At 70.1% G+C, this 21,971-nt stretch carries 16 protein-coding genes; 3 read left to right on the top strand and 13 right to left on the bottom strand.

Features of this window, described 5'->3' with window-relative positions; translation table 11 throughout:
* Positions 1-19: 19 nt before the first annotated feature.
* Positions 20-2,401 (top strand): TonB-dependent receptor plug domain-containing protein, encoded by a 2,382-nt coding sequence (locus F0P95_RS14360; RefSeq protein ID WP_182337018.1) that lies wholly within the window; start codon positions 20-22, stop codon positions 2,399-2,401.
* A gap of 2 nt (positions 2,402-2,403) precedes the next feature.
* Positions 2,404-3,699: an aminotransferase class V-fold PLP-dependent enzyme gene (locus F0P95_RS14355; RefSeq protein WP_182334796.1), complete on the top strand. Its 1,296-nt coding sequence runs from the start codon at positions 2,404-2,406 to the stop codon at positions 3,697-3,699.
* A gap of 63 nt (positions 3,700-3,762) precedes the next feature.
* Here the strand turns inward: F0P95_RS14355 and rnfB are convergent, their stop codons facing one another.
* From rnfB to F0P95_RS14310, 10 genes are all read right to left on the bottom strand, one after another.
* Positions 3,763-4,179 carry an Rnf electron transport complex subunit RnfB gene (rnfB, locus tag F0P95_RS14350; RefSeq protein WP_182334795.1) on the bottom strand — a complete coding sequence of 139 codons (417 nt, stop codon included), beginning with the start codon at positions 4,177-4,179 and terminating at the stop codon, positions 3,763-3,765.
* An 8-nt stretch (positions 4,180-4,187) separates the two neighbouring features.
* The gene (locus tag F0P95_RS14345) at positions 4,188-4,778 is read right to left on the bottom strand and encodes an HAD family hydrolase (RefSeq protein WP_182334794.1); all 591 of its coding nucleotides are present in this window, start codon (positions 4,776-4,778) and stop codon (positions 4,188-4,190) included.
* Between the two features lie 130 nt (positions 4,779-4,908).
* Positions 4,909-6,984 (bottom strand): methionine--tRNA ligase, encoded by a 2,076-nt coding sequence (gene metG, locus F0P95_RS14340; RefSeq protein ID WP_182334793.1) that lies wholly within the window; start codon positions 6,982-6,984, stop codon positions 4,909-4,911.
* A 125-nt stretch (positions 6,985-7,109) separates the two neighbouring features.
* Complete coding sequence (locus tag F0P95_RS14335) at positions 7,110-7,556, bottom strand: DUF2147 domain-containing protein (RefSeq protein ID WP_056931491.1); 447 nt, start codon at positions 7,554-7,556, stop codon at positions 7,110-7,112.
* A 121-nt stretch (positions 7,557-7,677) separates the two neighbouring features.
* Positions 7,678-11,256 (bottom strand): ABC transporter permease/M1 family aminopeptidase, encoded by a 3,579-nt coding sequence (locus F0P95_RS14330; protein WP_182334792.1) that lies wholly within the window; start codon positions 11,254-11,256, stop codon positions 7,678-7,680.
* 11 nt (positions 11,257-11,267) lie between these two features.
* Positions 11,268-12,161, bottom strand: coding sequence for an ABC transporter ATP-binding protein (locus F0P95_RS14325; protein WP_182334791.1), 894 nt, complete (start codon positions 12,159-12,161; stop codon positions 11,268-11,270).
* A gap of 118 nt (positions 12,162-12,279) precedes the next feature.
* On the bottom strand, positions 12,280-12,669 hold the full coding sequence (gene gloA2, locus F0P95_RS17585) for an SMU1112c/YaeR family gloxylase I-like metalloprotein (protein WP_232528697.1): 390 nt from the start codon (positions 12,667-12,669) through the stop codon (positions 12,280-12,282).
* Positions 12,666-13,724: a serine hydrolase domain-containing protein gene (locus F0P95_RS17580; RefSeq protein ID WP_232528696.1), complete on the bottom strand. Its 1,059-nt coding sequence runs from the start codon at positions 13,722-13,724 to the stop codon at positions 12,666-12,668. The genes gloA2 and F0P95_RS17580 overlap by 4 nt, the downstream gene beginning before the upstream one ends.
* Before the next feature lie 29 nt (positions 13,725-13,753).
* On the bottom strand, positions 13,754-15,664 hold the full coding sequence (locus F0P95_RS14315; RefSeq protein ID WP_182334790.1) for a DUF885 domain-containing protein: 1,911 nt from the start codon (positions 15,662-15,664) through the stop codon (positions 13,754-13,756).
* Between the two features lie 139 nt (positions 15,665-15,803).
* Positions 15,804-16,481 (bottom strand): DUF502 domain-containing protein, encoded by a 678-nt coding sequence (locus F0P95_RS14310; protein WP_054666732.1) that lies wholly within the window; start codon positions 16,479-16,481, stop codon positions 15,804-15,806.
* Between the two features lie 127 nt (positions 16,482-16,608).
* Between F0P95_RS14310 and F0P95_RS14305 the strand changes: the two genes are divergently transcribed.
* Entirely contained in the window at positions 16,609-17,964 is a 1,356-nt protein-coding gene (locus F0P95_RS14305; RefSeq protein ID WP_182334789.1) for a hypothetical protein, read from the top strand.
* A gap of 69 nt (positions 17,965-18,033) precedes the next feature.
* On the opposite strand, the gene F0P95_RS14300 is transcribed toward F0P95_RS14305, so the two are convergent.
* The 3 genes from F0P95_RS14300 to F0P95_RS14290 all read right to left on the bottom strand — a co-directional run bounded on the left by F0P95_RS14300 (position 18,034) and on the right by F0P95_RS14290 (position 21,848).
* Positions 18,034-18,498 carry a DUF4442 domain-containing protein gene (locus tag F0P95_RS14300; protein WP_182334788.1) on the bottom strand — a complete coding sequence of 155 codons (465 nt, stop codon included), beginning with the start codon at positions 18,496-18,498 and terminating at the stop codon, positions 18,034-18,036.
* A 69-nt stretch (positions 18,499-18,567) separates the two neighbouring features.
* On the bottom strand, positions 18,568-20,193 hold the full coding sequence (locus F0P95_RS14295; RefSeq protein ID WP_182334787.1) for a CHASE2 domain-containing protein: 1,626 nt from the start codon (positions 20,191-20,193) through the stop codon (positions 18,568-18,570).
* Positions 20,190-21,848 carry a FecR family protein gene (locus tag F0P95_RS14290; RefSeq protein ID WP_232528695.1) on the bottom strand — a complete coding sequence of 553 codons (1,659 nt, stop codon included), beginning with the start codon at positions 21,846-21,848 and terminating at the stop codon, positions 20,190-20,192. Before F0P95_RS14290 ends, F0P95_RS14295 begins: the two co-directional genes overlap by 4 nt.
* Positions 21,849-21,971: the final 123 nt, after the last annotated feature.

Here is a 21,971-nt window from a genome sequence, read left to right as displayed (position 1 = left end):
GAAGCGTTGCCTGCTGCCGATGGCCGTTGCCGCCATCCTGTTTCCCCTTGCCTGCGCCGATGCGCGCGCCGATACCGCCGACTCGGCCACTGCCGTTGCCGGCGAAGTCGCCGCGCCGACCACGCTGGACGCGATGATCGTCACCGGCACGCGCGGCTCCAACCGTACCCAGTTCGATACGCTGGCGCCGGTGGACGTGTTCTCGCGGGAGGAAATCCAGGCGATCGAATCGACCGACCTGTCCGACGTGCTGGCGCAGCTGGTGCCGTCGTTCGTGGTGCAGCGCCTGCCGATGGCAGACGGCCAGGTGTTCGTGCGGCCGGCCACCCTGCGCGGCCTGTCGCCGGACCAGACCCTGGTGCTGGTCAACGGCCGCCGCATGCATCGCTCGGCGCTGCTCGGCTCGCGCGGTGCGCAGGGGCCGGATCTTTCGCAGATCCCGACCAGCGCGATCAAGCGCATCGAGGTGCTGCGCGACGGCGCTTCGGCACAATACGGTTCCGATGCCATCGCCGGCGTCATCAACATCATCCTCGACGACAGCATCGGCAGCGAGTTCACGCTGGGCGTGTCCGAGTATGCCGAGGGCGACGGCAGCGGCCGCCGCTTCGGGGCCCGCACCGGCGTCGGCCTGGGGCAGGCCGGCGTGCTGTCGCTGTTCCTCGACTACGACAGCTCCGATGCCACCTCGCGCAGCCGCCAGCGCCCGGACGCGATCGCGTTCCAGAACGCGCATCCCGAGCTGAAGGTGCCCGATCCGGTGCAGCGCTGGGGCCAGCCCGACCTGGAGAACCGGCGGCTGGGCTTCAACCTGAAGCTGCCGTTCGGGCAGACCGCCGAGGCCTATGCCCATGGCCTGTACAACAGCGGCGAGGGCGTCAGCGATTTCAACTGGCGCAATCCCGACGGCACCACCTCGGTGTACAAGCCGACCGCGGTGTTCCCCGGCTGGGACGTGCGCAGCCTGTACCCGACCGGCTTTTCGCCCAAGTACGGCAGCGATTACGACGACCTGCAGCTGGTGGCCGGCGTGCGCGGCCAGTTCACCCCCGACCTGAGCTGGGACGTCAGCGGCGCCTATGGCCGCAACCGCATCGAGTACACCCTGGACGAGTCGATCAACGCCTCGCTGGGCCCGGCCAGCCCGACCTCGTTCTACCTGGGGCGGCTGTCGCAGGTGGAGAAGAACCTCAACGCCGATTTCGTCTACGGCCTGCCGCTGGCGGTGCTGGCGGCGCCGCTGAACATCGCCTTCGGTGCCGAGTTCCGCGAGGAAACCTACGGCGTGGATGCCGGCGATCCGGCGTCGTACGCGATCGGCCCGGGCGCGGCGGCCGGACTGGCCGGCAATTCCAACGGCGCGCCGGGCTTCGGCCCGGACAACGCCGGGCGCTGGAGCCAGCGCAGCCATGCCGCCTATGTGGACGTGGAGGCGCCGTTGAGCACGCGCTGGAACGTCGGTGCGGCCGCGCGCTACGAGCGCTTCTCCAGCTTCGGCGGCACCCTCGACGGCAAGCTCTCCACCCGTTTCGAGGTCACCCCGGCGCTGGCGCTGCGCGGCTCGGTGTCCACCGGCTTCCGCGCACCGACCCCGGGCCAGCTGTACACCACCAGCACCGTGCAGGGCCTGGACACGGTGACGCTGCAGGTGTTCACCTCCGGCCGCCTGTCGCCGAGCGATCCGCTGGCGCGGCAGCTGGGCGCCAGCGCGCTCAAGCCGGAGCAGTCGCGCACCACCTCGCTGGGCCTGGCCTGGCGCAACGATGCGGGCCTTTCCGGCTCGGTGGACCTGTACGACATCAAGGTCACCGACCGTTTCAGCCAGTCCGCGGCGTTCCAGATCCCGGCCGGCATCCCCAACCCGATGGGGTACACCTCGGTCAGCTACTTCACCAACGATTTCGACACCACCACGCGCGGCGTGGACCTGGTCGGCAGCTGGGTGGGCGACGCCGGCCCGGGCCGGCTCAACCTGACCCTGGGCTGGAACTACAACCGCACGCAGGTGGACAAGGGCGCGACCAGCGTCGCCACCAGCCAGACCCAGCGGGTGATCTTCGAGGAACGCCTGCCGCGGCAGAAGGGCACGTTCAGCGCCGACTACGCCATCGGCAACTGGAGCGTGCTGGCCAAGCTGCGCCACTACGGCGCCTGGACCGACTCCACCGGCAACGCCACCGGCGACATCTTCCAGCGCTTCGGTGACATGCAGTTCTTCGACCTGGCGCTGGCCTACCGCTTCAACGCCGGCAACAGCCTGCGCATCGGTGCCGACAACCTGTTCGACCGCTATCCGGACGAGGCGGTGTTCCAGGCCAGCCGCGGCCTGGTGTATTCGCGCAACGCGCCGTACGACACCGACGGGCGCAATGTCTATGCCGAATACCGGGTGAAGTTCTGAGCATGGACGGCGGGCGACGACGCTTGCTGCGCGGTGCCGCGCTGATGCCACTGGCTGTCGGCGCGGTGACGGCGGCCACCGCGGATGTGCCGGACCTGCCGGAGGCGCCGGCCGGCCGGTCGCCGGCGCAACTGGCCGGCGACGAGGACTATTGGGCGGCGGTGGCCGCCCAGTACGACCTCGGCGACGAGGTGGTCATGCTCGACAACGGCTACTGGGGCGCGATGGCGCGGCCGGTGCTGCAGGCGTACACGCAGGCAACGGCCGAAGTGAACCGGGGCAACGCCTGGTTCGGGCGGGTGGCGTTCCCGCAACGCATGCGCGAGGTGCAGCGCCAGCTGGCCGGCTTCCTGGGCGTGGGCGAGGACGAGGTGGTGCTCACCCGCGGCGCGACCGAAGCGCTGCAGGCGCTGATCGGCGGCTACAACCGGCTGCGGCCGGGCGACCAGGTGCTGTATGCGGACATCGACTACGACAGCACCATCACCGCGATGCGCTGGCTGCGCGCGCGGCGCGGGGTCGAGCCGGTGGCGATCGCCCTGCCCGAGCCCTGCGGCCATGCGCAGGTGCTGGAAACCTACGCGCAGGCGCTGCAGCGCAACCCGCGCCTGAAACTGATGCTGCTGACCCAGGTGAACCACCGCAACGGCATGCTGCTGCCGGTGGCGGAGATAGCGGCCATGGCCCGCGCCCGCGGCGTGGACGTGATCGTCGATGCCGCCCACGCCATCGGCCAGGTCGAGACCCGCATCGATGCGCTGGGCGCGGATTTCGCCGGCATCAACCTGCACAAGTGGATCGGCGCCCCGGTGGGCGTGGGGGCGATGTACGTGCGCCGCGGGCGGGTAGCCGACATCGACCCCTTCATGGGCGATCCGGATCGTGGCATTGCCAGCCGCGTGCACACCGGCACCGCCAACTTCGCCGCGTTCCTGGCGCTGCCGGCGGCGCTGGCGTTCCACCAGCGGATCGGGACCGCGGCCAAGCGGGCACGCCTGCTGCGCCTGCGCGACCACTGGCGCGACGCGGTGCGCGCGCTGCCGGGGCTGCAGCTGGTGGGCCCGGACGAGCCGCGGCTGAGCAGCGCGATCGCGTCGTTCCGGCTGTCGGGGCAGGTCACGCTGGAGCAGAACATCGGCGTGGCCAGGCGCCTGCTCGAGGAGCACGGGGTGTTCACCGTGCACCGCGACGGACTGGCGCATGGCGCCTGCGTGCGGGTCACGCCGGGCATCTTCACCTCGCCGGCGCAGATGGACCGGCTGGTGGCGGGCCTGCGCGGGCTTGCCGGCGCCGCCTGAAGGAACGCATGGGGACGCGGGACGGCCGTGGGGCGGGGATACAGCCCCACGGCCGTGGGGCGGTCACGCCGGCTGCAGCACGATGCAATCCACCGGGCAGGGCGGGATGCACAGTTCGCAGCCGGTGCACAGCTCGGCCAGCACGGTGTGCATGAACCTGGCGCCGCCGACGATGGCATCCACCGGACAGGCCTGGATGCACTTGGTGCAGCCGATGCAGTCGGCTTCGACGATCAGCGCGACCTGCGCCGGGGTGTGCGCGCCGCGGCTGCGGTCGTAGGGCCGCGCCGGCACGCCGAGGATGTGCGCCAGCGTGCGTGCGCCGGCGTCGCCGCCGGGCGGGCAGTGGTCGATGCCGGCTTCGCCGCGCGCCATCGCCTCGGCATACGGGCGGCAGCCGTCGTAGCCGCATTGCCCGCACTGGGTCTGCGGCAGCACCCGGTCCAGGCGTTCGATCAGGTTGTCCTGCGTATCGTGCATGCGTGTGGTCAGGAAACGGGTCTGCCGCGGTACCAGCGCTCGTGCGCCAGTGCCAGCATCGGCCTGTCCTCGCCGCTGTCGCCATAGGCGTGGATGCGCCGGAATGCGCCCAGGTCGAACCGCTGCCGGATATGCGCGACCTTGCGCGGCCCGCAGTCGCCGTCGGCGTAGCGCCCGGTCAGGCGGTTGTCCTGCACCTCCAGCCGGTTGCAGATCAGCTGCAGGCCCCATTGCCGGCACCACGACTGCAGATACAGGTCGATGGAGGCCGAGACCACGGCCACGGTGTGGCCCTGCGCCTTGTGCCACTGGATCTGCTCCAGCATCTCCGGGCGCACCATGCCGGGCAGGTGGTCGCGCGCATAGTCGGCGGCCATCTGCGCGATCTCGCCGGCATGGCGGCCGCGGAACACCTGTGCGGTGACGCGGCGGCGGATGCGGGTGGCGGAGACCAGCTTCAGCCGGTAGCCCAGCAGCCACGGGCCGAGGCGCCACCACGCCTGCGCGCGCTGCTCGGGCGTGGCCACGCGGCGCAGGAACCGGCTGTAGGTATCGCAGGCGGTGATGGTGTGGTCGAAATCGAACAGGGCCAGTTCCATGGTTCCAGTGCCGATGCGGGGCCTTCTCTGGCAAAGGGGACGCGAAGCAGCCGGGGAAATGGCAGGCGCGGAGCGCGGCCCCGGGCCCGCATGCGCAGGCCCGGGACCCACGGCCGTACCGCGGCCGGCGTCAGCGTACCGGCATGCCCGGCTGCGCGCCGGCATCGGCGTCAAGCAGCGCCAGCGCGCCGCCATCGAAGCCGGCCGACAGGATCATGCCCTCGCTCAGGCCGAAACGCATCTTGCGCGGCGCCAGGTTGGCGATGAACACCACGCTGCGGCCCACCAGCTTCTCCGGCTCGCCGTAGCTGCCGCGGATGCCCGAGAAGATCTGCCGCTGGCCGAGGTCGCCGGCATCGAGCAGGAAGCGCAGCAGTTTGTCCGAGCCCTCGACGAAACCGCATTCGAGCACCTTGCCGATGCGCAGGTCGAGCTTGGCGAAGTCGTCGATGCCGATGTACGCGGAGGCCTCACCCCTTGCTTCGACCTTCGCAGGCTTTTCGGCCTTGGCCGGCTTGGCGTCGGCGGCGGGTGCGGCGGCGAGGGTGTCCCTGGAGGCGTCGGTCATGGCGTCGATCATCTTGGGGTCGATACGGGTGAACAGCGCCACGTAGGTGGCGATGGTGTGGGCGGTGAGCGGGGCGTCGATGTCGGCCCAGCCGTGCATCGGTGCATTGAGGAAACCTTCGGCCTGCAGTGCGGTGGCCGGCAGCACCGGCTTGAGTGCGGCCACCAGCACGCGGAACAGGTTCAGGCCCTGGGTGCAGACCGCCTGCAGTTCGGCCTCGGCGCCTGACCGGCCGTTATCAAGCTCCTTGGCGATCACCCACGGCTTGGTGTCGTCGATGTACTTGTTGGCCTCGTCGGCCAGCGCCATGGTCAGGCGGATCGCGGCGGCCGGGTCGTTGCGCTCGTATGCCTCGCGTACCGGCGCCAGCGCGGCGACGAAGCGGTCGTACTGGGCCGGATCCGGCAGCGCGTCGGCCAGGCGGCTGTCGAAGCGCTTGCTGATGAACCCGGCGCAGCGGCTGGCGAGGTTGACGAACTTGCCGACCAGGTCGGCGTTCACCCGCGCGCTGAAGTCGGCCAGGTTCAGGTCCAGGTCGTCGACGCCGCCGGAGGACTTGGCCGCGAAGTAGTAGCGCAGCGCCTCCGGCGCCAGGCCCACGTCCAGGTAGGTGCGGGCCATGACGAAGGTGCCGCGCGACTTGCTCATCTTGGCGCCGTCCACGGTCAGGTAGCCGTTGACGTGCAGCTTCGTCGGCGCGCGCAGGCCGGCGCCGTGCAGTACCGACGGCCAGAACAGGCCGTGGAAATTGACGATGTCCTTGCCGATGAAGTGGTGCAGCTCGGTGTCGCTGCCGGCGGCCAGCACCGCGTCGAAATCGTCGCCGGTCTTCGCGCACAGGTTGCGGAAGCTGGACAGGTAGCCGATCGGCGCGTCCAGCCACACGTAGAAGTACTTGCCCGGCGCGCCGGGGATCTCGAAGCCGAAATAGGGCGCGTCGCGGGAGATGTCCCAGGCGCGCAGGCCGCCCTCGGCGTCCAGCCATTCGGCCAGCTTGGCCTTCACCCCGGGCAGGGCGACGTCGCCGGCCAGCCAGTCGCGCAGGAAGTCCTGGAAGCGGCCGACCTCGAAGAAGTAGTGCTCCGAATCGCGGATCTCGGGCGTCGCGCCGGACACCACCGACTTCGGGTCGATCAGGTCGGTCGGGCCATAGGTGGCGCCACAGACCTCGCAGTTGTCGCCGTACTGGTCCGGCGACTTGCACTTCGGGCAGGTGCCCTTGATGTAGCGGTCGGGCAGGAACATGCCCTTGGCCGGGTCGTAGAACTGGGCCACCGAGCGGCGGCTGATGTGGCCGGCGGCGTCGAGCCGGTTGTACAGCGCCTCGGTCAGCTCGCGGTTGGCGGCCGAATTGGTCGAGTCGTAATGGTCGAAATCCACACCGAAAGCGGCGAAATCGCGCTCGTGGCCGGCCTGGATGTTGGCGATGAAGGTTTCCGGGCTGACCCCGGCCTTTTCCGCGGCCAGCATGATCGGCGTGCCGTGGGTGTCGTCGGCGCAGACGTACCAGACCTTGCCGCCCATCAGCCGGCGCGCGCGTACCCAGATGTCGGCCTGGATGTAGCCGACCAGGTGGCCCAGGTGCAGCGGGCCGTTGGCATAGGGCAGGGCGTTGGTGACGAGCGCGGTACGGGTCATGGCCGTTGGGGAGAACAGGGGGACCGCCGATTATCGCATGCCGCGCCGTGGCGACCGGTAAACCCGCCCCGCAAGCGCGAAACCCGGCCTGGGCCGGGTTTCGCGGGGTGCGTCGAGGGGGCGGGTTACATCCGCTCCCACACCTGCGACTTGCAGATGAAGGCGATGCAGCCGGAGACCTGCAGCTTGCGGCCGCCTTCGATCAGCTCCATCTTGGATTTGTAGACCTTGCCTTCGTCGGGCTTGAGGATGCTGCCGCCGCTCCACTTGTTGGCGCCATCGGCGCGCATGCCGCGGATGATCTCCATGCCGGTGATCGGCTTGCCCTTGCGGTCGTCGCTGCACTTGTCGCAGGTCGGGTTGGGGCGGCTGGGGTTGAGCAGCTCGATGATCCGGCCGTGCAGCGCGCCGTTGCTGGTGCGGCTGATCTCGACGATCGACTTGGCCCGGTGGGTGTCCGGGTCGATCTGCCGCCAGCGGCCTTCGGCACTGGCGTTGTCGGCCTGCGCGGCGGTGATGCCGGCCATGGCCAGCGGCAGGGCCAGCAACAGGGTCTTGAAGGTCTTGCGCATGTGTCCCCTCCCAGGGCGGATGGCGTGGTCCGGTGCAACCGGATGCTGGCGAATGTATACCCATTCGCTGCGGTACGGAATCCGCACCGCAGCACGCCCGGTCAGGATCGGATCAGCACCGTCAGCGGTAGCCGACCCGCTTGCGGTTGTCGGCCGACACGCGGTCGATCAGCTTGTTGTAGGGGTCGAAGCCCACCTCGTCCGGGCGCCCGTCGACGGTCACGGTGAACTCCGGCGCGGCCGTGGTGACGTGGTGGCGCTGCAGGTACAGCACCTTCTCGTCGCGCTCCTTGCCCGAGGGGCCCTTCGCGAACACGCCGACCTCGATCCAGTCGTCCAGCGTCCCCGGCGTCTCCTTGCCCACGCCGTCGGCGTAGCGCTTGTCGGCATGCAGCTTCATGGTCACGTCGTAGCGGCCGTCGGCACGCCGGGTCGCGGTCGCCTCGACCACGCGGTTGTCGTAGAAGCCGATCTTCTCGAACAGGTCGGTGATCAGCGCCTGGTGCGCCGGGCCGGCCTCGGCGCGGATGAACTCCAGCAGCTCGACCGAGGTGGTGTAGGGCGGCTGCTGGAAGGCCTTGGCCTGGATGAAGCGCGACAGGGCGCGGTTCAGGGCCTGCTCGCCCATTTCCTCGCGCAGGCGGTAGAACACCAGCGAGCCCTTCTGGTAGTGGATGTACTGCTGGTTCTCCACCCGGTACAGGGGCAGCTCCTCGACGTCCTCGCCACCGCGGCCGGAGAGGTACTTGTCCAGTTCATCCTTGAGGAACTGGCGCATGTGGCCGCGCCCGTACTCCTTCTCCATCACCATCAGCGCCGAATACTGCGACAGCGATTCGGACAGCACGGTCGCGCCCTGCATGTTGGCGCCGATCACCTGGTGCGCCCACCACTGGTGTGCCACCTCGTGCGCGGTGACGTAGAACACGTAGTCCACGTCATCCTTGTCGCGCAGGTCGGCGATGAAGCCGATCGATTCGGAGTACGGGATGGTGTTGGCGAAACTCTGCGCGAACGAGCGGTAGCCCGGGAATTCGATGATGCGCACCTGCTTGTGCTGGTACGGGCTGAAGTTGGCCTCGTAGTAGGCCAGCGACTTCTGCACGCCTTCGATCATCCGGTCCACGTTGTACGGATGCTTGGCGTCGTAGTAGATCTCGATCGGGATGCCGTTGTAGGCGGCCTTCTTCACTTCCCAGCGTGCCGACAGGTAGGCGTAGAAATTCAGCATCGGCCGGTCCATGGCATAGCTGAAGCAGCGGCGGCCATCGCGTTCGAACTCCTTCTGCAGGTAGCCCGGCGCCAGCGCGATCTGGTCCGGCGCGGTGCAGATGGTGCTGCGGAAATCCAGCCAGTCCGCGTCGTTGGAGATGTAGTTGTTGGCGCGCGCGGCCTGGTCCTCCAGCCGCGGCATGCGGGTGGGTTCGCCGAGATCGCGCTTGCGGCGTTCGTTGCGGTCGCTGATCTCCACGCCGCTGTCGTAGCCGAACGCCGGCAGCACGCGGCTGTTGAAGAAACTGCCGTTGTCGACGATCTCGGTCTGCGCCTGGCCGGCGGTGATGCCGTCGGGGTGGATGTCCACGGTGAAGGTGATGTCGCGCTCCTCGCCGGGCTGCATCGGCGCATCCAGCGTGTAGATGCGGTAGCCCAGCTGCGCGTCGTGGGTGGTCAGCCGGGCGCCGCCCAGCTCGATGCCGGCAAGCGTGCGGTCGTCGGCCATCGCCACATGGATGGCCGGGATGGCCGTGGCATGGGTGTTGCGCACCCGGTAGCGGCCGTCGATGCGCACGCTCTGGGTTTCCGGGTGCAGGTCGACGCGGTTGTCCACGGCGACGATGCGCGGCTGCGGCAGGTCCTTGTACTTGCGGTACTCGCGCTCGTAGCGGGCCTGGCGGTCCAGCACCTGGTCCGGCGACACGAACTCGTTGCGGATGTTGGTGCTCCAGTACAGCCAGCCGCCGCAGGCGATGAAAGCCAGCGTCGCGGTTGCCAGGCCCGCGCCCAGCGGGCCGCGCAGGCGCTGCCGGGCCAGGCGCAGGCGCTGGCGCCAGGCCGAGTCGACGCCGCGCACCCACAGCGCCGCGCACAGCAGCAGCAGGATCAGCAGGAACAGCGCCCAGTAGCCCTGGAAGGCCAGCTGCCCGGTCACGAAATGGCCGTAACCGTTCATGTCCGAGTACGGCGCGTTCGGCCAGCTGCCGAAGTTGTACAGGTTCTGGGTGTAGTCGAGCATGCCCAGCACCGACTGCCCGATCAGCAGCAGGATCAGCAGGGCATAGCCGACGAACTTGTTGTTGCTCAGTACCTGCAGCACCAGCGCCATCCCGCCCATCAGGATGTAGACCACCGAGTTCAGCGCCAGCGTCTTGACGTACAGCAGCGGCTCGACCTGGGTGTAGCCCTTGCCCAGCTGGATGGCGATGGCGGTGAGCCCGCCAATGGCCTGGAACGCGGCGACCACGGCGACCAGGGTGAGGAACTTGCCCAGCAGCGGCACCCAGTTGGGCACCGGCATGGCGTCGCTGATGCCGGCGATGCGCGCGCCACGCTCGCGCCATACCAGCTCGCCCGCATAGAACAGCACGATGATGATCAACAGGAAGCTGTAGCTGCCCTGCAGCGCCTCCAGCATCTGCGAGGTCACCGGCCAGCTGGGCGTGCCGTACATCGTGCGGCGGTGCAGGGCGCTGGGGATGAAGTTGGCCATGCCCAGCACCAGCAGCACCAGGAACGGCGCGCTGCGGAACACGCCCAGGGCATCGAAGCCGACCTGGCGCAGCAGCTGCCGCCAGCCGGTGGCGGCGGTGAACGCCGGGGTGACCCGGGGGGCGACCGCCTGGCTGCGCTTGCCGTCGGTGGTGGCGACGCTGGCGGTCTTCCTGCCGCGCCTGCGGCCGGTGCCGCTGCGCTCGGTGCGGAACAGGGCGAAGGTGGCGGCGAACAGGGCGGCGGTGACCGCCAGCCACAGCAGGCGGTTTTCCAGCAGGTAGCCGGTGAAGGCGGGCAGGCCGGTGTTGCGCTCCTCGGCCGACCAGTAGCGCATCGCCTGGCCCATCGCACGCATGCCCAGCGGGTCAAGCAGCGAGACGATGCGCAGGTTGTCGATGTCGGCCAGCAGCGCGCGGCTGACGCCATACAGCACGAAGAACACGATGACGCCGATGTAGACCCACAGGATGTTGCGGGTGGTCACCGCCAGCAGCGACAGCAGGGCGGTGGTGAACAGTACGTTCGGCAGCACCATGAACGCGAACGACCACAGGTACGGGCGCAGCGACACCGGGCCGAGCCGCGCCGCGTCGATCCATGGCATGAACTGGGCGGCGAACAGGCCGATGCCGATGATGGCGTACATCAGCAGGCTGGCCAGCAGGGCGGCGCCGAGCCGGCCCAGCAGGTAGTCGCGGCGCCGGATCGGGCTGGAGAACACCAGTTCCGAGGTGCCCAGCTCGAAGTCGCGCAGCAGCGCATTGCTGACGAACAGGGTGACCACCAGCAGCCCGATCAGGGTGAAGGAGGTCATGAAGGTGGCGATCACCGACGGTGCATTGCGGTGCACGTTGCCGATGCCGCCGCCGATCTGGACGGCATCGCTGGAGGCGGCGCCGAAGGCGAGCAGGGCGAACAGCGCCGCCAGCAGCCACAGCAAGGGGGAACGCAGCTGCTCGCGCAGCTCGAAGCGCAGGAAGGCCAGGGTCATGGTCGTCTCCGTCAGGCGGCCTGCGCCTGCAGGCGCAGACGCTGGAAGTAGACGTCCTCGAGGCCCGGCGCCACCGGCTCGAAGCCGGCTTCCGGGCAGCTGTCGGCGAACACATGGATCACCGGGTGGCCGCCCACCAGTCGCGTCGACAGCACGGTGAAGCGGCTTTCATAGTCCGCCAGCGCGGCCTTGGCCACCTGTTTGCGCCAGACCTGCGCCTGCAGCGCGGCGATCGCATCGACCGGCTTGCCGGTCAGCAGTACCTGACCCTTGTTCATGATGGCCATGGCCGGGCACAGGTCGGTGACGTCCTCGACGATGTGGGTGGACAGGATCACCACCACGTTCTCGCCGATCTCGGCGAGCAGGTTGAGGAAGCGGTTGCGCTCTTCCGGGTCCAGGCCCGCGGTCGGCTCGTCGACGATCACCAGCTGCGGATCGCCGAGCAGCGCCTGGGCGATGCCGAAGCGCTGGCGCATGCCGCCGGAATAGGTGCCGAGCTTGCGCTTGCGCGCATCCCACAGGTTCACCTGCTGCAGCAGGCCCTCGACCACTTCCCGGCGCTGCGCGCGCGCGGTCAGGCCCTTGAGCACCGCGAAATGGTCGAGCAGGTCCAGTGCGCTGACTTTCGGATAGACGCCGAAATCCTGCGGCAGGTAGCCCAGCCGGCGCCGCAGCGCGTCCTTGTCCTTGAGTACGTCGATACCGGCGCCGTCGGCGGTGGTCAGCGTGGCGCTGCCGGCATCGGCTTCCTGCAGCGTCGCCAGGGTGCGCATCAGCGACGACTTGCCCGCGCCGTTGGGACCGAGCAGCCCGAACATGCCGCGCGGAATGTCCAGGTCGACATTCCTGAGCGCATGCACGCCGTTGGCGTAGGTTTTGGACAGACCGCGGATCTGCAACATGGACGGGCACCCCCTGGAAGATATGGACATCTTTCCGGTGCCGCTGTTGGCCACGCAATGCGCCGGAAGTCATTGGGAGCAATGACGTGCCGGGGGCGGCGATGTGACCGCACGCGGCTCAGCCGCTTTCGTACAGTTCCAGCGGCAGGTCGTCGGGGTCGGCGAAGAAGGTGAAGCGGTGGCCGGTGTACTCGTCCACGCGCACCGGTTCGCAGGCCACGCCCTGGGCCTGCAGGTGGGCGATGGCCGGGTCCAGCGCGGCGACCCGGAACGCGAGGTGGCGCAGGCCCCGCGCTTCCGGGCGGCTGGGGCGCGCGGGGGGCGCGGGGAAGGAGAACAGTTCCAGCCCGGTGCCGTCGGGCAGGCGCAGGTCCAGCTTCCACGACTGCCGCTCGACACGGAAATGCTCGGCGACCACCTCCAGCCCGAGGATGCGGGTGTAGAAGTCGCGCGAGCGCGCGTAGTCCGACGCGATCAGCGCGACATGGTGGATCCCCGCCAGCTTCACTGCCCGGGGGCCAGCCAGCGCCGGGCGATCTGCAGCGCCAGCGCATAGGGTTCCGGGTCGTTGCGGTTGCTCAGCACGACCACCGTCAGCTTCTGCTTCGGGTAGCGCACGATCACGTTGCGGAAGCCGATGCTCTCGCCGCTGTGCCACAGCGCGTCGCCGTTGATGCGCCAGCCGAAGCCGTAGTGCGGCACGTCGGGTTCCGGCGTCGCCGTGGCCGCGCTGAAGGCCTGCTGCAGCGAGGCGCGGCGCAGCAGGCGCTCGTCGTAGAGCGCGGCGTCCCACTTGGCCAGGTCGTCGATGGAGGAATAGATGCCGCCGTCGCCGAGCACCGCGCTGGTGGTGCTCTGGTCGGTGCGCTGCCAGTGGCCGTCGATCTGGCTGTAGCCGTAGGCGCGCTCGGGCACCTCGTCGACGCCGTCCTGGTGGGCGAAGGTGGCGGTCATGCCCAGCGGCAGGAAGATGCGCTGGCGCAGGAAGCTGGCGAAGTCGCTGCCGGAGGCCTTGCCGACCACCAGCGCGAGCAGGGCATAGCCGCTGTTGCTGTAGCGGTAGCTGCTGCCCGGCGCGAAGTAGGTGCGGTTCTCCTTCTGCAGAAGATGCAGTACGTCGATGTCGTGTACCTGGCGCGTGTCGACCGGGTCCATCAGGTCTTCGTAGTCGAGCAGGCCGCTGGTGTGGCTGAGCAGCTGGCGCAGGGTCATCGCGTCGGCCACCGCCGGCAGGCCGGGCAGCCATTTCTTCAGCGGGTCGTCGATGGACAGCCGGCCGTCCTCGGCCAGCAGCAGGATGGCGGCGGCGGTGAACTGCTTGCTCACCGACGCCAGCCGGAAGTTGGTGGCCGGCGACACCGGCGTGCCGTCCTCCACCACCGCCAGCCCGTAGCCGCGGCGGAACACCGGCTGCCCGTCCTTCAGCACCAGTACCGCGGCGCCGGGCACGCGGCCGTCATAGCGCTGCATCAGGCCGTCGATGCCGGCATCGGGTGGCGCCAGCGGCGCGGCGCCGGCGACCGTGGACAACGCGAACAGGCACAGCGGGGCGAGTCGGGACATCCACGGCAGCATGGCGGCTCCTTGCAGGGTCAGTTCTGTTTGCTGGCGATCCAGCGGTCGATCTTCGCTTCCAGAATATCCAACGGCATCGAGCCGTCCTTCAATACTTCGTTGTGGAACTCGCGCGGATCGAAGCGCTCGCCCAGCGCCGCCTGCGCTTTCTCGCGCAGACGGCGGATCTTGATCTCGCCCACCCGGTAGGCCAGCGTCTGCCCGGGCAGGGCCATGAAGCGCTCGACCTCCGCGGCGGCGTCGGCGGCGCTGATGTCGGCGTTCCTCACCATGTAGTCGATCGCCTGCTGGCGGCTCCAGCCGGCCGCGTGCAGGCCGGTGTCGGCGACCAGCCGCACGGTGCGCAGCAGGGTGGTCTGCAGGTAGCCGAGGCGGTCGTAGGGGTCGCGGTACAGGCCCATTTCATCGCCGAGCGATTCGGCGTACAGGCCCCAGCCCTCGATGAAGGCGACGTCGCCGCCGAGCCGGCGGAAGCGCGGCAGCGTGGACAGTTCCTGCTGCAGGCCCAACTGCAGGTGGTGGCCGGGGATGGCTTCGTGCAGGTACTGCATCGGCACCGCCCAGCGCTTGCGCGACGCCAGGTCGCGGGTGTTGACCTGCAGCACCCCGGGCTGGCTGCCGTCGGCCGGCGACGGCGGCTGGTAGCTGGCGGCGCTGGCGGTCAGCGCGTGCTCGGCCGCCACCGGCTGGACCTGCAGCGCCGCCCTGGGACGGGTGGCGAACAATGCCGGCAGCGCCGCATCGACCTGCTGGCCGACCTCGCGGTAGCGCGCCAGCAGCGCGGCCTCGTCGCGGAAGGTGAACTGGCGGTCGTTGCGCATGGCGTTGAACGCCTTCTGCATCGAGCCGCGGATCTTCGCTTCCTTCATCACCCGGGCGACGCGCTCCTGCAGGTCCTTGACCTCCTGCTCGCCGAGCGCGTGGATCTCGGCTGGCGTGCGCGAGGCGCTGGTCAACCCGGCGATGGTGTGCGCGTACCAGGCCTGGCCACCGGGCAGGGCGCCGAGGCCGTCGCTGGCGCGGGTGGCCGGCAGGTACTGGGTGGCGATGAAGCCGCGCAGGGCGCGGTAGGCCGGCAGCAGCCGGTACTCGATCATGCGCTTGTACTCGGCGCTCAGCCGCTCCCGGTCCGCGGCCGGGAAATCCTCCGGCATGTTGCGGATCGGCGCCCAGAAGATGCTTTCCTCGGCGGTCGGGGTGATCACCGCATCCAGCTGCGGCAGCACCTTCTCCATCAGCGCGCGCGGCTGCACCACGCCGGCGGCCATGCCTTCGCGCATGTTGGCGATGGCCTGGTCGAACAATGCCGGCACCCCGAGCGAGCGCCGCGACCAGTTCTCATAGTCCTTCACCGTGCGGAACGGCTGCGCGCCGGCCCCCGAGCCGAGCACCGCGATGATGCTGGCGAGGTTGTTGTAGGGATTGATCGGCAGCATCCACGACGGGTACTGCTCGGCGGCCAGCGAGATGTGCGCATCGCGCACGAAGATCTCGTAGCTGAGCAGGTCCTGGCCCTGCAGGCCTTCCCTGCCCAGCGCCTCGGCCTTGCCCTGCCATTCGACCATGAAGTCATGCGCCTGCCGGCGCGAGGCCGGCGACAGGAAGTTGGGCAGCTGGTCGTTGAAGCGCGGGTCGCCCTGGAACGTGGCCTGCAGCGGGTTCAGCCGCATCGACGCATCCCAGTATTCATCGTAGAGCCGGTTCAGGCGGGTGGCCTTGTCCTGGGTGACCGGCAGCGGCGCGCGCGCCGGGCGCGGCGCCGGACGCGCCGGGGGCCTGCTGCCGCGCGCCTTGGGCTTGGCGGTGCGCGATTGCGTCGCGGTCGGGCGCTGGCTCTTCTTCTTCGCCGCCTCGGCGGGCGCGGCGGCGGAGAACATCAGGACGGAGGCCATGGCAAGCGCGAGAAGGCGAAGCGGGCTGGAGGTCATCGGTGGTTCCGGAAACGCACAGGCCCGGGAGCTTGCCTCAGCAGCAGGCACTAGTGAAGAGCAACCGGCAACGGATAAAGGCGGCAGTCACCCCATTGCCTGCCCGGCGCACCCTGTTCCTGCCCTGGCGGGCGGCGTTTCAGCGCTCGCCGGCGCGGGTGAACGGCACGCTGTCCGGGGCCACCGCACCGCCGGAGATGATGAAGCTCATGGCCTGGTCCACGGTCCAGTCGGTCGGGGTCAGCAGCTCCACCGGCACGATTTCCAGATAGCCGGAGGTCGGGTTCGGCGTGGTCGGCACGTACACCGCGGCCAGTTCGCGGCCGGTACCGTGTTCGCGGATGACGCGGGTCACCAGGCCCACCGATTTCATTTCGCGGTGCGGGAAGTCGATCAGCACCACGCGCTGGGTGCTGCCCGGCTGGGTCTGCAGGATGTCCAGCAGCTTCTTGGCGCTGTCGTAGATGATGCTGGCCAGCGGGATGCGGCGGATCACCGCGCCGAACCAGCGCAGCAGGCGCTGGCCGATGACGCGGCGGCTGAGCACGCCCACCAGCAGGATCACCAGCAGCGTGGCGAGCAGGGCGAACACGTCCTGCATCCATTCCACCCGTACCCAGCCCAGGTAATGCGGGAAGGAGGCGGCGATGCGTTCGGACAGTGGCACCACCAGCGGGCTGCTGATGCCGGACAGCAGCACGAACACGAACTTGATCACCACCCAGGTCAGCCATATCGGCAGCAGGGTCAGCAATCCGGTCAGGAACAGGCGCTGCAGGGAGGGGCGGTGGGGGACGGCGGAAGCTTCGGGCGACATCCTCCAATTGTAGCGGTGCGGCGATGCGCCGGGCATGACGCTTGCGCGCCGCTGCGTTGCCGGATATATAACAGTGCTGGCGCCGCGTCCGCCCGCGGAAGGCGGCATGACACCAGGGAGAAACGCAATGGGCAGGACGCTGGGACGCGTGGTGGCGGGTGTGGTCGGACTGGTGCTGCTGGTGCTGGTGGCGCTGCTGGTCTCCTGGGTATGGCCGCCATCCGCGGCGCAGCAGCGCGCGCTGGCCGCGTTGCGGGCGCCGCACGACCTGCCCGGCAGCAACGCCTACGTCACCCTGGCGACGCTGGAGATGCAAGCTCCGCTGGTGCACAGGCAGGCGCAGGTGGATGAACACGCCCGCCGGTTCCAGGCATGGTACGACGACAGCTACGCGCCCGGTTTCATCCGCGGCGACGCCGAAAGCGAAGCGGGCGTGCCGCCGCCACTGCCGATGGACGGGGCGGCGCGGACGCCCGCCGCGGACCCGGCGCTGTGCAGTTTCCGCGATGCCGCCACCTGCCTGGAGCGGGTGCGCCGCGCGCCCGAGGCCGTGGCCGCCGCATTGGCGACGCGGGCCACGCTGCTGTCGCGCATGGACGAACTGGCGGCGCATGGGCACTACCACTCGCCGCTGGTACAGGTGCCGCCCAGTCCCTGGCCGGTGCTGGGTCCGCTGGCGGTTCCCCTGGGCGCGCATGCACTGGCCCACGTGCAAGGCGACAGTGCGCGTGCCCTGGCCGGGCTGTGCCGTGATGCCGGGAGCGGACGCATGCTGATGGCGCACGGCGACAACCTGCTGGCCACGATGATGGGCATCGCCATGCTGCGGGCCAACGCGGAGCTGTTCGCTGCGGTGCTGGCCGAGCTCCCGGCGGATGCGCCGTTGCCATCGGGGTGCGCCACGGCGTTCGCGCCGCTGTCGGCGGACGAGGCCGCCGTCTGCAACGGCATGCGCGGGGAATTCGCCATGCAGCAACGCTTCGCGCTGTTGATGGACCGCAAGATCGAGGCTGGCCCGCGCTCGGGCAGGCTGTTCTACAACGGTCGCAAAACCCTTGCGAGGCAGGCCGAGGCGCTTGCCTGGCCCTGCCTCCCGGCTGCGCGCCAGGCCGTGGCCGAGGATCGCAGGGCGCCGCTACCATCCCTGCCGGCCGTGGCGTGGTGGCAGCCGCAGTGCCTGACCAACGCCATCGGCTGCATCCTCAGCGACATCGCCGGCCCCGCCTACACGGGATACCTGTACCGGGAACAGGATGCCGCCGCGCAGCTGCGGCTGCTGCAGGCGGTACTGTGGATGCGCGGACAGGCATTGCAGGACACCGAAGCGGTGAGCGCGCGCCTGCGCGAGCTGCCCGCCGGGCTGCGCAGCGTACACCGCCTCATCACCCTGTCCGCCGACGGCACCGCGCTGGAAACGCCGGCCTATGCCAGGCAGGGGCAGGTGCTGCGGATGCCGTTGCCGCTGGCCGCCTCCAGCCCCTGAAGCGCGGCCGGCGGGCCTGCGCCGCGGCCGTGCAATGCCGGCCGCGCGTCTCCGCGGTCACTGCCGTGACTACCCGCGCGCTTGGCGCGCTTCCGGCTTGGGGCGGACGTAGACCTGCTTGCGGACGCGTGCGACCACCTCGCCCTGCGCATCGAGCACGTCGTTGCTGAACCAGCGCAGGTGCTTGGCGCCCTCGGCGGTGGCCGCGCGCACCTCCTCGAGCGTGGCCGCGTCGAGCCGGAACTCGGTGGTGACGGTGCCCTTGCCGGGCTTAATGAACTCGATCTCCCCGGCCTTGTCCCACACGTAGTAGTCGCGCCCCAGGTTGTGCAGCAGGCACAGCATCCAGAACGGATCGGTCATGGCGAACAGGCTGCCGCCGAAATGGGTACGTACGTAATTGAGGTTCCACGGGCGCTCGCGCAGTTCCACGCGCACATAGCGGTAGTCGGCGTGGAGCTCGGCGACGTGGATGCCGGTAAACAGGAACGGCGGCCACAGGTTGATGCCGAGGCGGAACGTGCTGGCTTTCATGGCGGAGTGGGGCGTACGGGGGGACGGGAAGTCTAGCATTCGCACCCGTATGGTGAGGCGACTGGCGCCTCAGTCGGCTACCCGGTAGCCGTCCCTGCCGGCGGCCTTGGCCTGGTACAGCGAGGCATCGGCATCGCGGAACAGCTGTGCCGGCAGGCCATCGACGTCGGGGACGATGCTCGCCAGGCCGACGGTGACGCTGATCCTGGCCTGGCGCCCCTTGCCGACCGCGACACCGGCCTGGCGGACCCGGGCGACGAGCGCCTCGACCAGTTGGACCGCGCCCTCGCTGCCGGTGTCCGGCAGGATCAGCGCGAACTCGTCGCCGCCGAAGCGCGCGGCCAGGTCGCGCGGCCGCCGCGCCAGTTCGCCGATCATCTCCGCGGTCTGCTGCAGCACCAGGTCGCCGATGTGGTGGCCGAAGGTGTCGTTGTAGTGCTTGAAGTTGTCCAGGTCGATCAGGGCCAGGCTCAGCGGCCGGCCACTGCGCCGGGCCGCCTCGTATTCCAGCTGCAGCGCTTCTTCGAAGCGCATGCGGTTGGCCAGGCCGGTGAGCGGGTCGCGGTTGGCCTGGCGGCGCCAGTAGCGCAACTGCCACAGGCCCCAGCCCAGCAGCGTGAGCAGCGCACCGCCGATGGCCGCGGCCGGCGCGAACCACAGGTTGAAACCGCGCAGCAGCATCGCGCTGAGCAGCAGCGGGAGGACCAGCGACAGCACCGCGACCAGCCACGGCGACAGCCGGCGCTGGGTCATGCCCAGCGCGCACAGCGCCACCAGCACGAACACCGCGGCCAACTGCACCGGCGGGCGCAACGGCAGGATCACGTGCCCGCCGAGCAGCATCGAGGCGACGTTGGCCTGGTATTCGGTACCGCTCATCCAGTACTCGCGCGAGGTGGGCGTGAGCAGGCGCGGGGCGATGCCGCTGGCGGTCATGCCGACGATCACCAGCCGGTCGCGCAGCAGCCCGGGCGGCAGGCGGCCTTCGAGCACGTCGATGTAGGACACCTGCGGGAAGGTTCCCGGCGGCCCGGCGTAGCGCAGCCGCACGTAGTTGTCGCGTCGCCATTGATAGGGCGAGACCGTCTCCGGTGCCGGATCGACCAGCCCCGGGATCGGGCCGCTGCCGCCGTTCAGCGCCAGCCCCAGCGCCGGCCAGTAGGCCGAGCCCACGCCGGCCTTCAGGTACAGGCCGCGGGCCACGCCGTCGCCATCGACCTCGATGTCGGTATGCGCCAGGCCGTCGGCCACCGCAGCCAGCACCGGCACCGGCAGCAGTTCCTCGGGCACGGCTTCGTCGCTGGCCGCGGCCGCCAGCACCGGCAGCACGACGTTGCCGCTGCGCTTGATCGCCGCGGCCAGCTGCGCGTCCTGGCTGCCATCCTTGCGGTCGGGCTCGGGGAACATCAGGTCCAGCGCGACCCGGCGCACGCCGGCTTCGCGCAGGCGGTCGAGCAGCCGCGCATGGGTGCCGCGCGGCCACGGCCACTGCCCCAGCTGCTGCAGGCTGCGCTCGTCGATGGCGACCAGCGCCAGGCGGTCGTCGGGCGGGTAATCCCAGCCCCCCACCAGCCGGTCATAGACGTGTTCGTCCTGCTGCCAGAACAGGTGCGCCTGGCTGGCCCAACCGGCCAGCGCGCCCAGGGCGACGGCCAGCAGCAGCCGCCACGGCCAGGGCATCAGGAACAGCTTCACAGGGCCAACAGCAGCAGCGCGCCGGCGCCGGCGCCATAGCAGAGCTTGCAGGGCAGCCGGATCTGCTGGGCGGTCGAGAACGGGGCTGCGTAGCCATCATCGTCGATGTACTGGACGCGCACATGCAGGGTACCGCCGCGCCACGGCTGTTTCATCACCACCTCGGGCGCGCTGGTTTCGCGGTCCAGCAGGGGGGCGCTGAAATCGCCGCGGCGGTCCACCTGCACGCGATAGCGCTGGCCTTCGGCGCCTGCCTGCCAGCGCAGGGTCAGCTGGCCCTTGCCGGCCTGCGCCGGCTGCAGGCCGGACTCCGGCGGGGCGTCGCTGATGCGCAGCGGCAGGGCCTGCCCAAAGCGACCGCTGCGGCCCTGCGCGTCCACCGACGCGACCCGCCAGTAGTAGTCGCCGGGGGCGAGCGCGACGGGCGAGCGCAGGCGGGTGGCATCGGTACGACGCTCGACCAGCGGCTGGCGGAAATCCGTGTCCTGCGCGATCTGCAGCACGCTGCCGCTGGCGCCAGGCACCTGCGCCCAGGCAAAACGCGGCTGCGCCTGGGCCAGGGTCTGGCCATGCACCGGGGCGGTGGTCAGCGGCGGCGGCAGGCCGTCGGGCACCTGGAAGTCATGGGCGCTGTCATGGCCCTCGACACCCTCGGCGGTGACCGCGCGCACCAGCAGCCGCAGCTGGCCGGGAGGCAGGTCGTCGATACGGATGCTGGAATCGGGGGTGTCGCGCGCGAACAGCAGGATCTCGGGCGCATCGGCACGCACCACCTCCACGCGGTAGCCGCGCGCCTCCGGCACCGGCTGCCAGGCGGCCAGCAGCGGCAGGGGGTCGAGCCGCAGCCGCGCCGCGTCGATCACCGGCGCGGCCGGCAGCGGCTGGGCCGGTGCCGGTGCCCGCGCGGCCGATGCGCTGAGGCTGGCCTGGCCCGGATCGACCAGCCGCTGGCCGTGGCGGTTGCCGACCTGCACCCGGCCTTCGACCACTTCGGTGACGGCCGGGTCGCCGTCCTGCCCGGCACTGACCCGGAACACGGTGCCACGCACGCTGCTGGTGGCGGTGGGGGCGGTGATCATGTAGCGCGACGCCGGCCCCTGTGCCGGGGTCACCCGGCTGCCGCTGCGGCCGCGCTGCAGGCGCAGCCGGGTATCGACCATGCCGGTGGCGCCATAGCTGCTGAGCTGGTCCAGGCGCAGTTCCGAGTTTTCGCGCAGCAACAGGCGCGAGTCGTCGGCGAAGGCCAGGGTGATGCTGGCGTCGGCGCCGGTGCGGATGTGGCTGCCGATCGGCAGGCGCATGCCCTCGCGGACCGCGGCGGCCGGCTCGCCACCGGCGCTGACGTCGACCTGGCCGCGCACGGCCACCACGCGTGCCGGCGCCGGCTCCACCCGCAGCCAGGCGATGGGGAAGCGCAGTACCTGGCCCGGCGGCAGCCGGTAGGGGTTGGCGACCGCGTTGTGGTTCTGCAGCTCTTCCCAGGACACGGTGGGCTTGAGATAGCGGGTGCCCAGGTCCCACAGGGTGTCGCCGGGGCGTACGCGGTAGCTCCAGTCCTGGGCGCTGGCCGCCGCCGAGCACGACAGCGGCAGCGTCGCCAGCGCGATCTGCAGCAGAACGGTCAGGCGCAGCGCCCCCCGGTTGAACAACATCATCGGCAATCGGTCCTTCCGTCGCGGGAACCGGCGCCCTGCATCGCGCGCCCCCACTCCCCATGTGGCACGGCAGGAACTGCCGCGCGTCATCACCACGATGAACGGCGCATTATCCGGCAGGGC

Source organism: Stenotrophomonas acidaminiphila, assembly GCF_014109845.1.
Taxonomy (GTDB): Bacteria; Pseudomonadota; Gammaproteobacteria; order Xanthomonadales; family Xanthomonadaceae; genus Stenotrophomonas; species Stenotrophomonas acidaminiphila.
The sequence above is the reverse complement of the archived record's forward strand: the minus strand, read 5'-3'. Positions and strand labels throughout refer to the sequence as shown.

Coding starts and splice junctions, on each gene's coding strand:
- F0P95_RS14360 (WP_182337018.1), top strand. CDS start 20: ATGGCCGTTGCCGCCATCCTGTTTCCCCTTGCCTGCGCCGATGCGCGC.
- F0P95_RS14355 (WP_182334796.1), top strand. CDS start 2,404: ATGGACGGCGGGCGACGACGCTTGCTGCGCGGTGCCGCGCTGATGCCA.
- rnfB (WP_182334795.1), bottom strand. CDS start 4,179: ATGCACGATACGCAGGACAACCTGATCGAACGCCTGGACCGGGTGCTG.
- F0P95_RS14345 (WP_182334794.1), bottom strand. CDS start 4,778: ATGGAACTGGCCCTGTTCGATTTCGACCACACCATCACCGCCTGCGAT.
- metG (WP_182334793.1), bottom strand. CDS start 6,984: ATGACCCGTACCGCGCTCGTCACCAACGCCCTGCCCTATGCCAACGGC.
- F0P95_RS14335 (WP_056931491.1), bottom strand. CDS start 7,556: ATGCGCAAGACCTTCAAGACCCTGTTGCTGGCCCTGCCGCTGGCCATG.
- F0P95_RS14330 (WP_182334792.1), bottom strand. CDS start 11,256: ATGACCCTGGCCTTCCTGCGCTTCGAGCTGCGCGAGCAGCTGCGTTCC.
- F0P95_RS14325 (WP_182334791.1), bottom strand. CDS start 12,161: ATGTTGCAGATCCGCGGTCTGTCCAAAACCTACGCCAACGGCGTGCAT.
- F0P95_RS17580 (WP_232528696.1), bottom strand. CDS start 13,724: ATGTCCCGACTCGCCCCGCTGTGCCTGTTCGCGTTGTCCACGGTCGCC.
- F0P95_RS14315 (WP_182334790.1), bottom strand. CDS start 15,664: ATGACCTCCAGCCCGCTTCGCCTTCTCGCGCTTGCCATGGCCTCCGTC.
- F0P95_RS14310 (WP_054666732.1), bottom strand. CDS start 16,481: ATGTCGCCCGAAGCTTCCGCCGTCCCCCACCGCCCCTCCCTGCAGCGC.
- F0P95_RS14305 (WP_182334789.1), top strand. CDS start 16,609: ATGGGCAGGACGCTGGGACGCGTGGTGGCGGGTGTGGTCGGACTGGTG.
- F0P95_RS14300 (WP_182334788.1), bottom strand. CDS start 18,498: ATGAAAGCCAGCACGTTCCGCCTCGGCATCAACCTGTGGCCGCCGTTC.
- F0P95_RS14290 (WP_232528695.1), bottom strand. CDS start 21,848: ATGATGTTGTTCAACCGGGGGGCGCTGCGCCTGACCGTTCTGCTGCAG.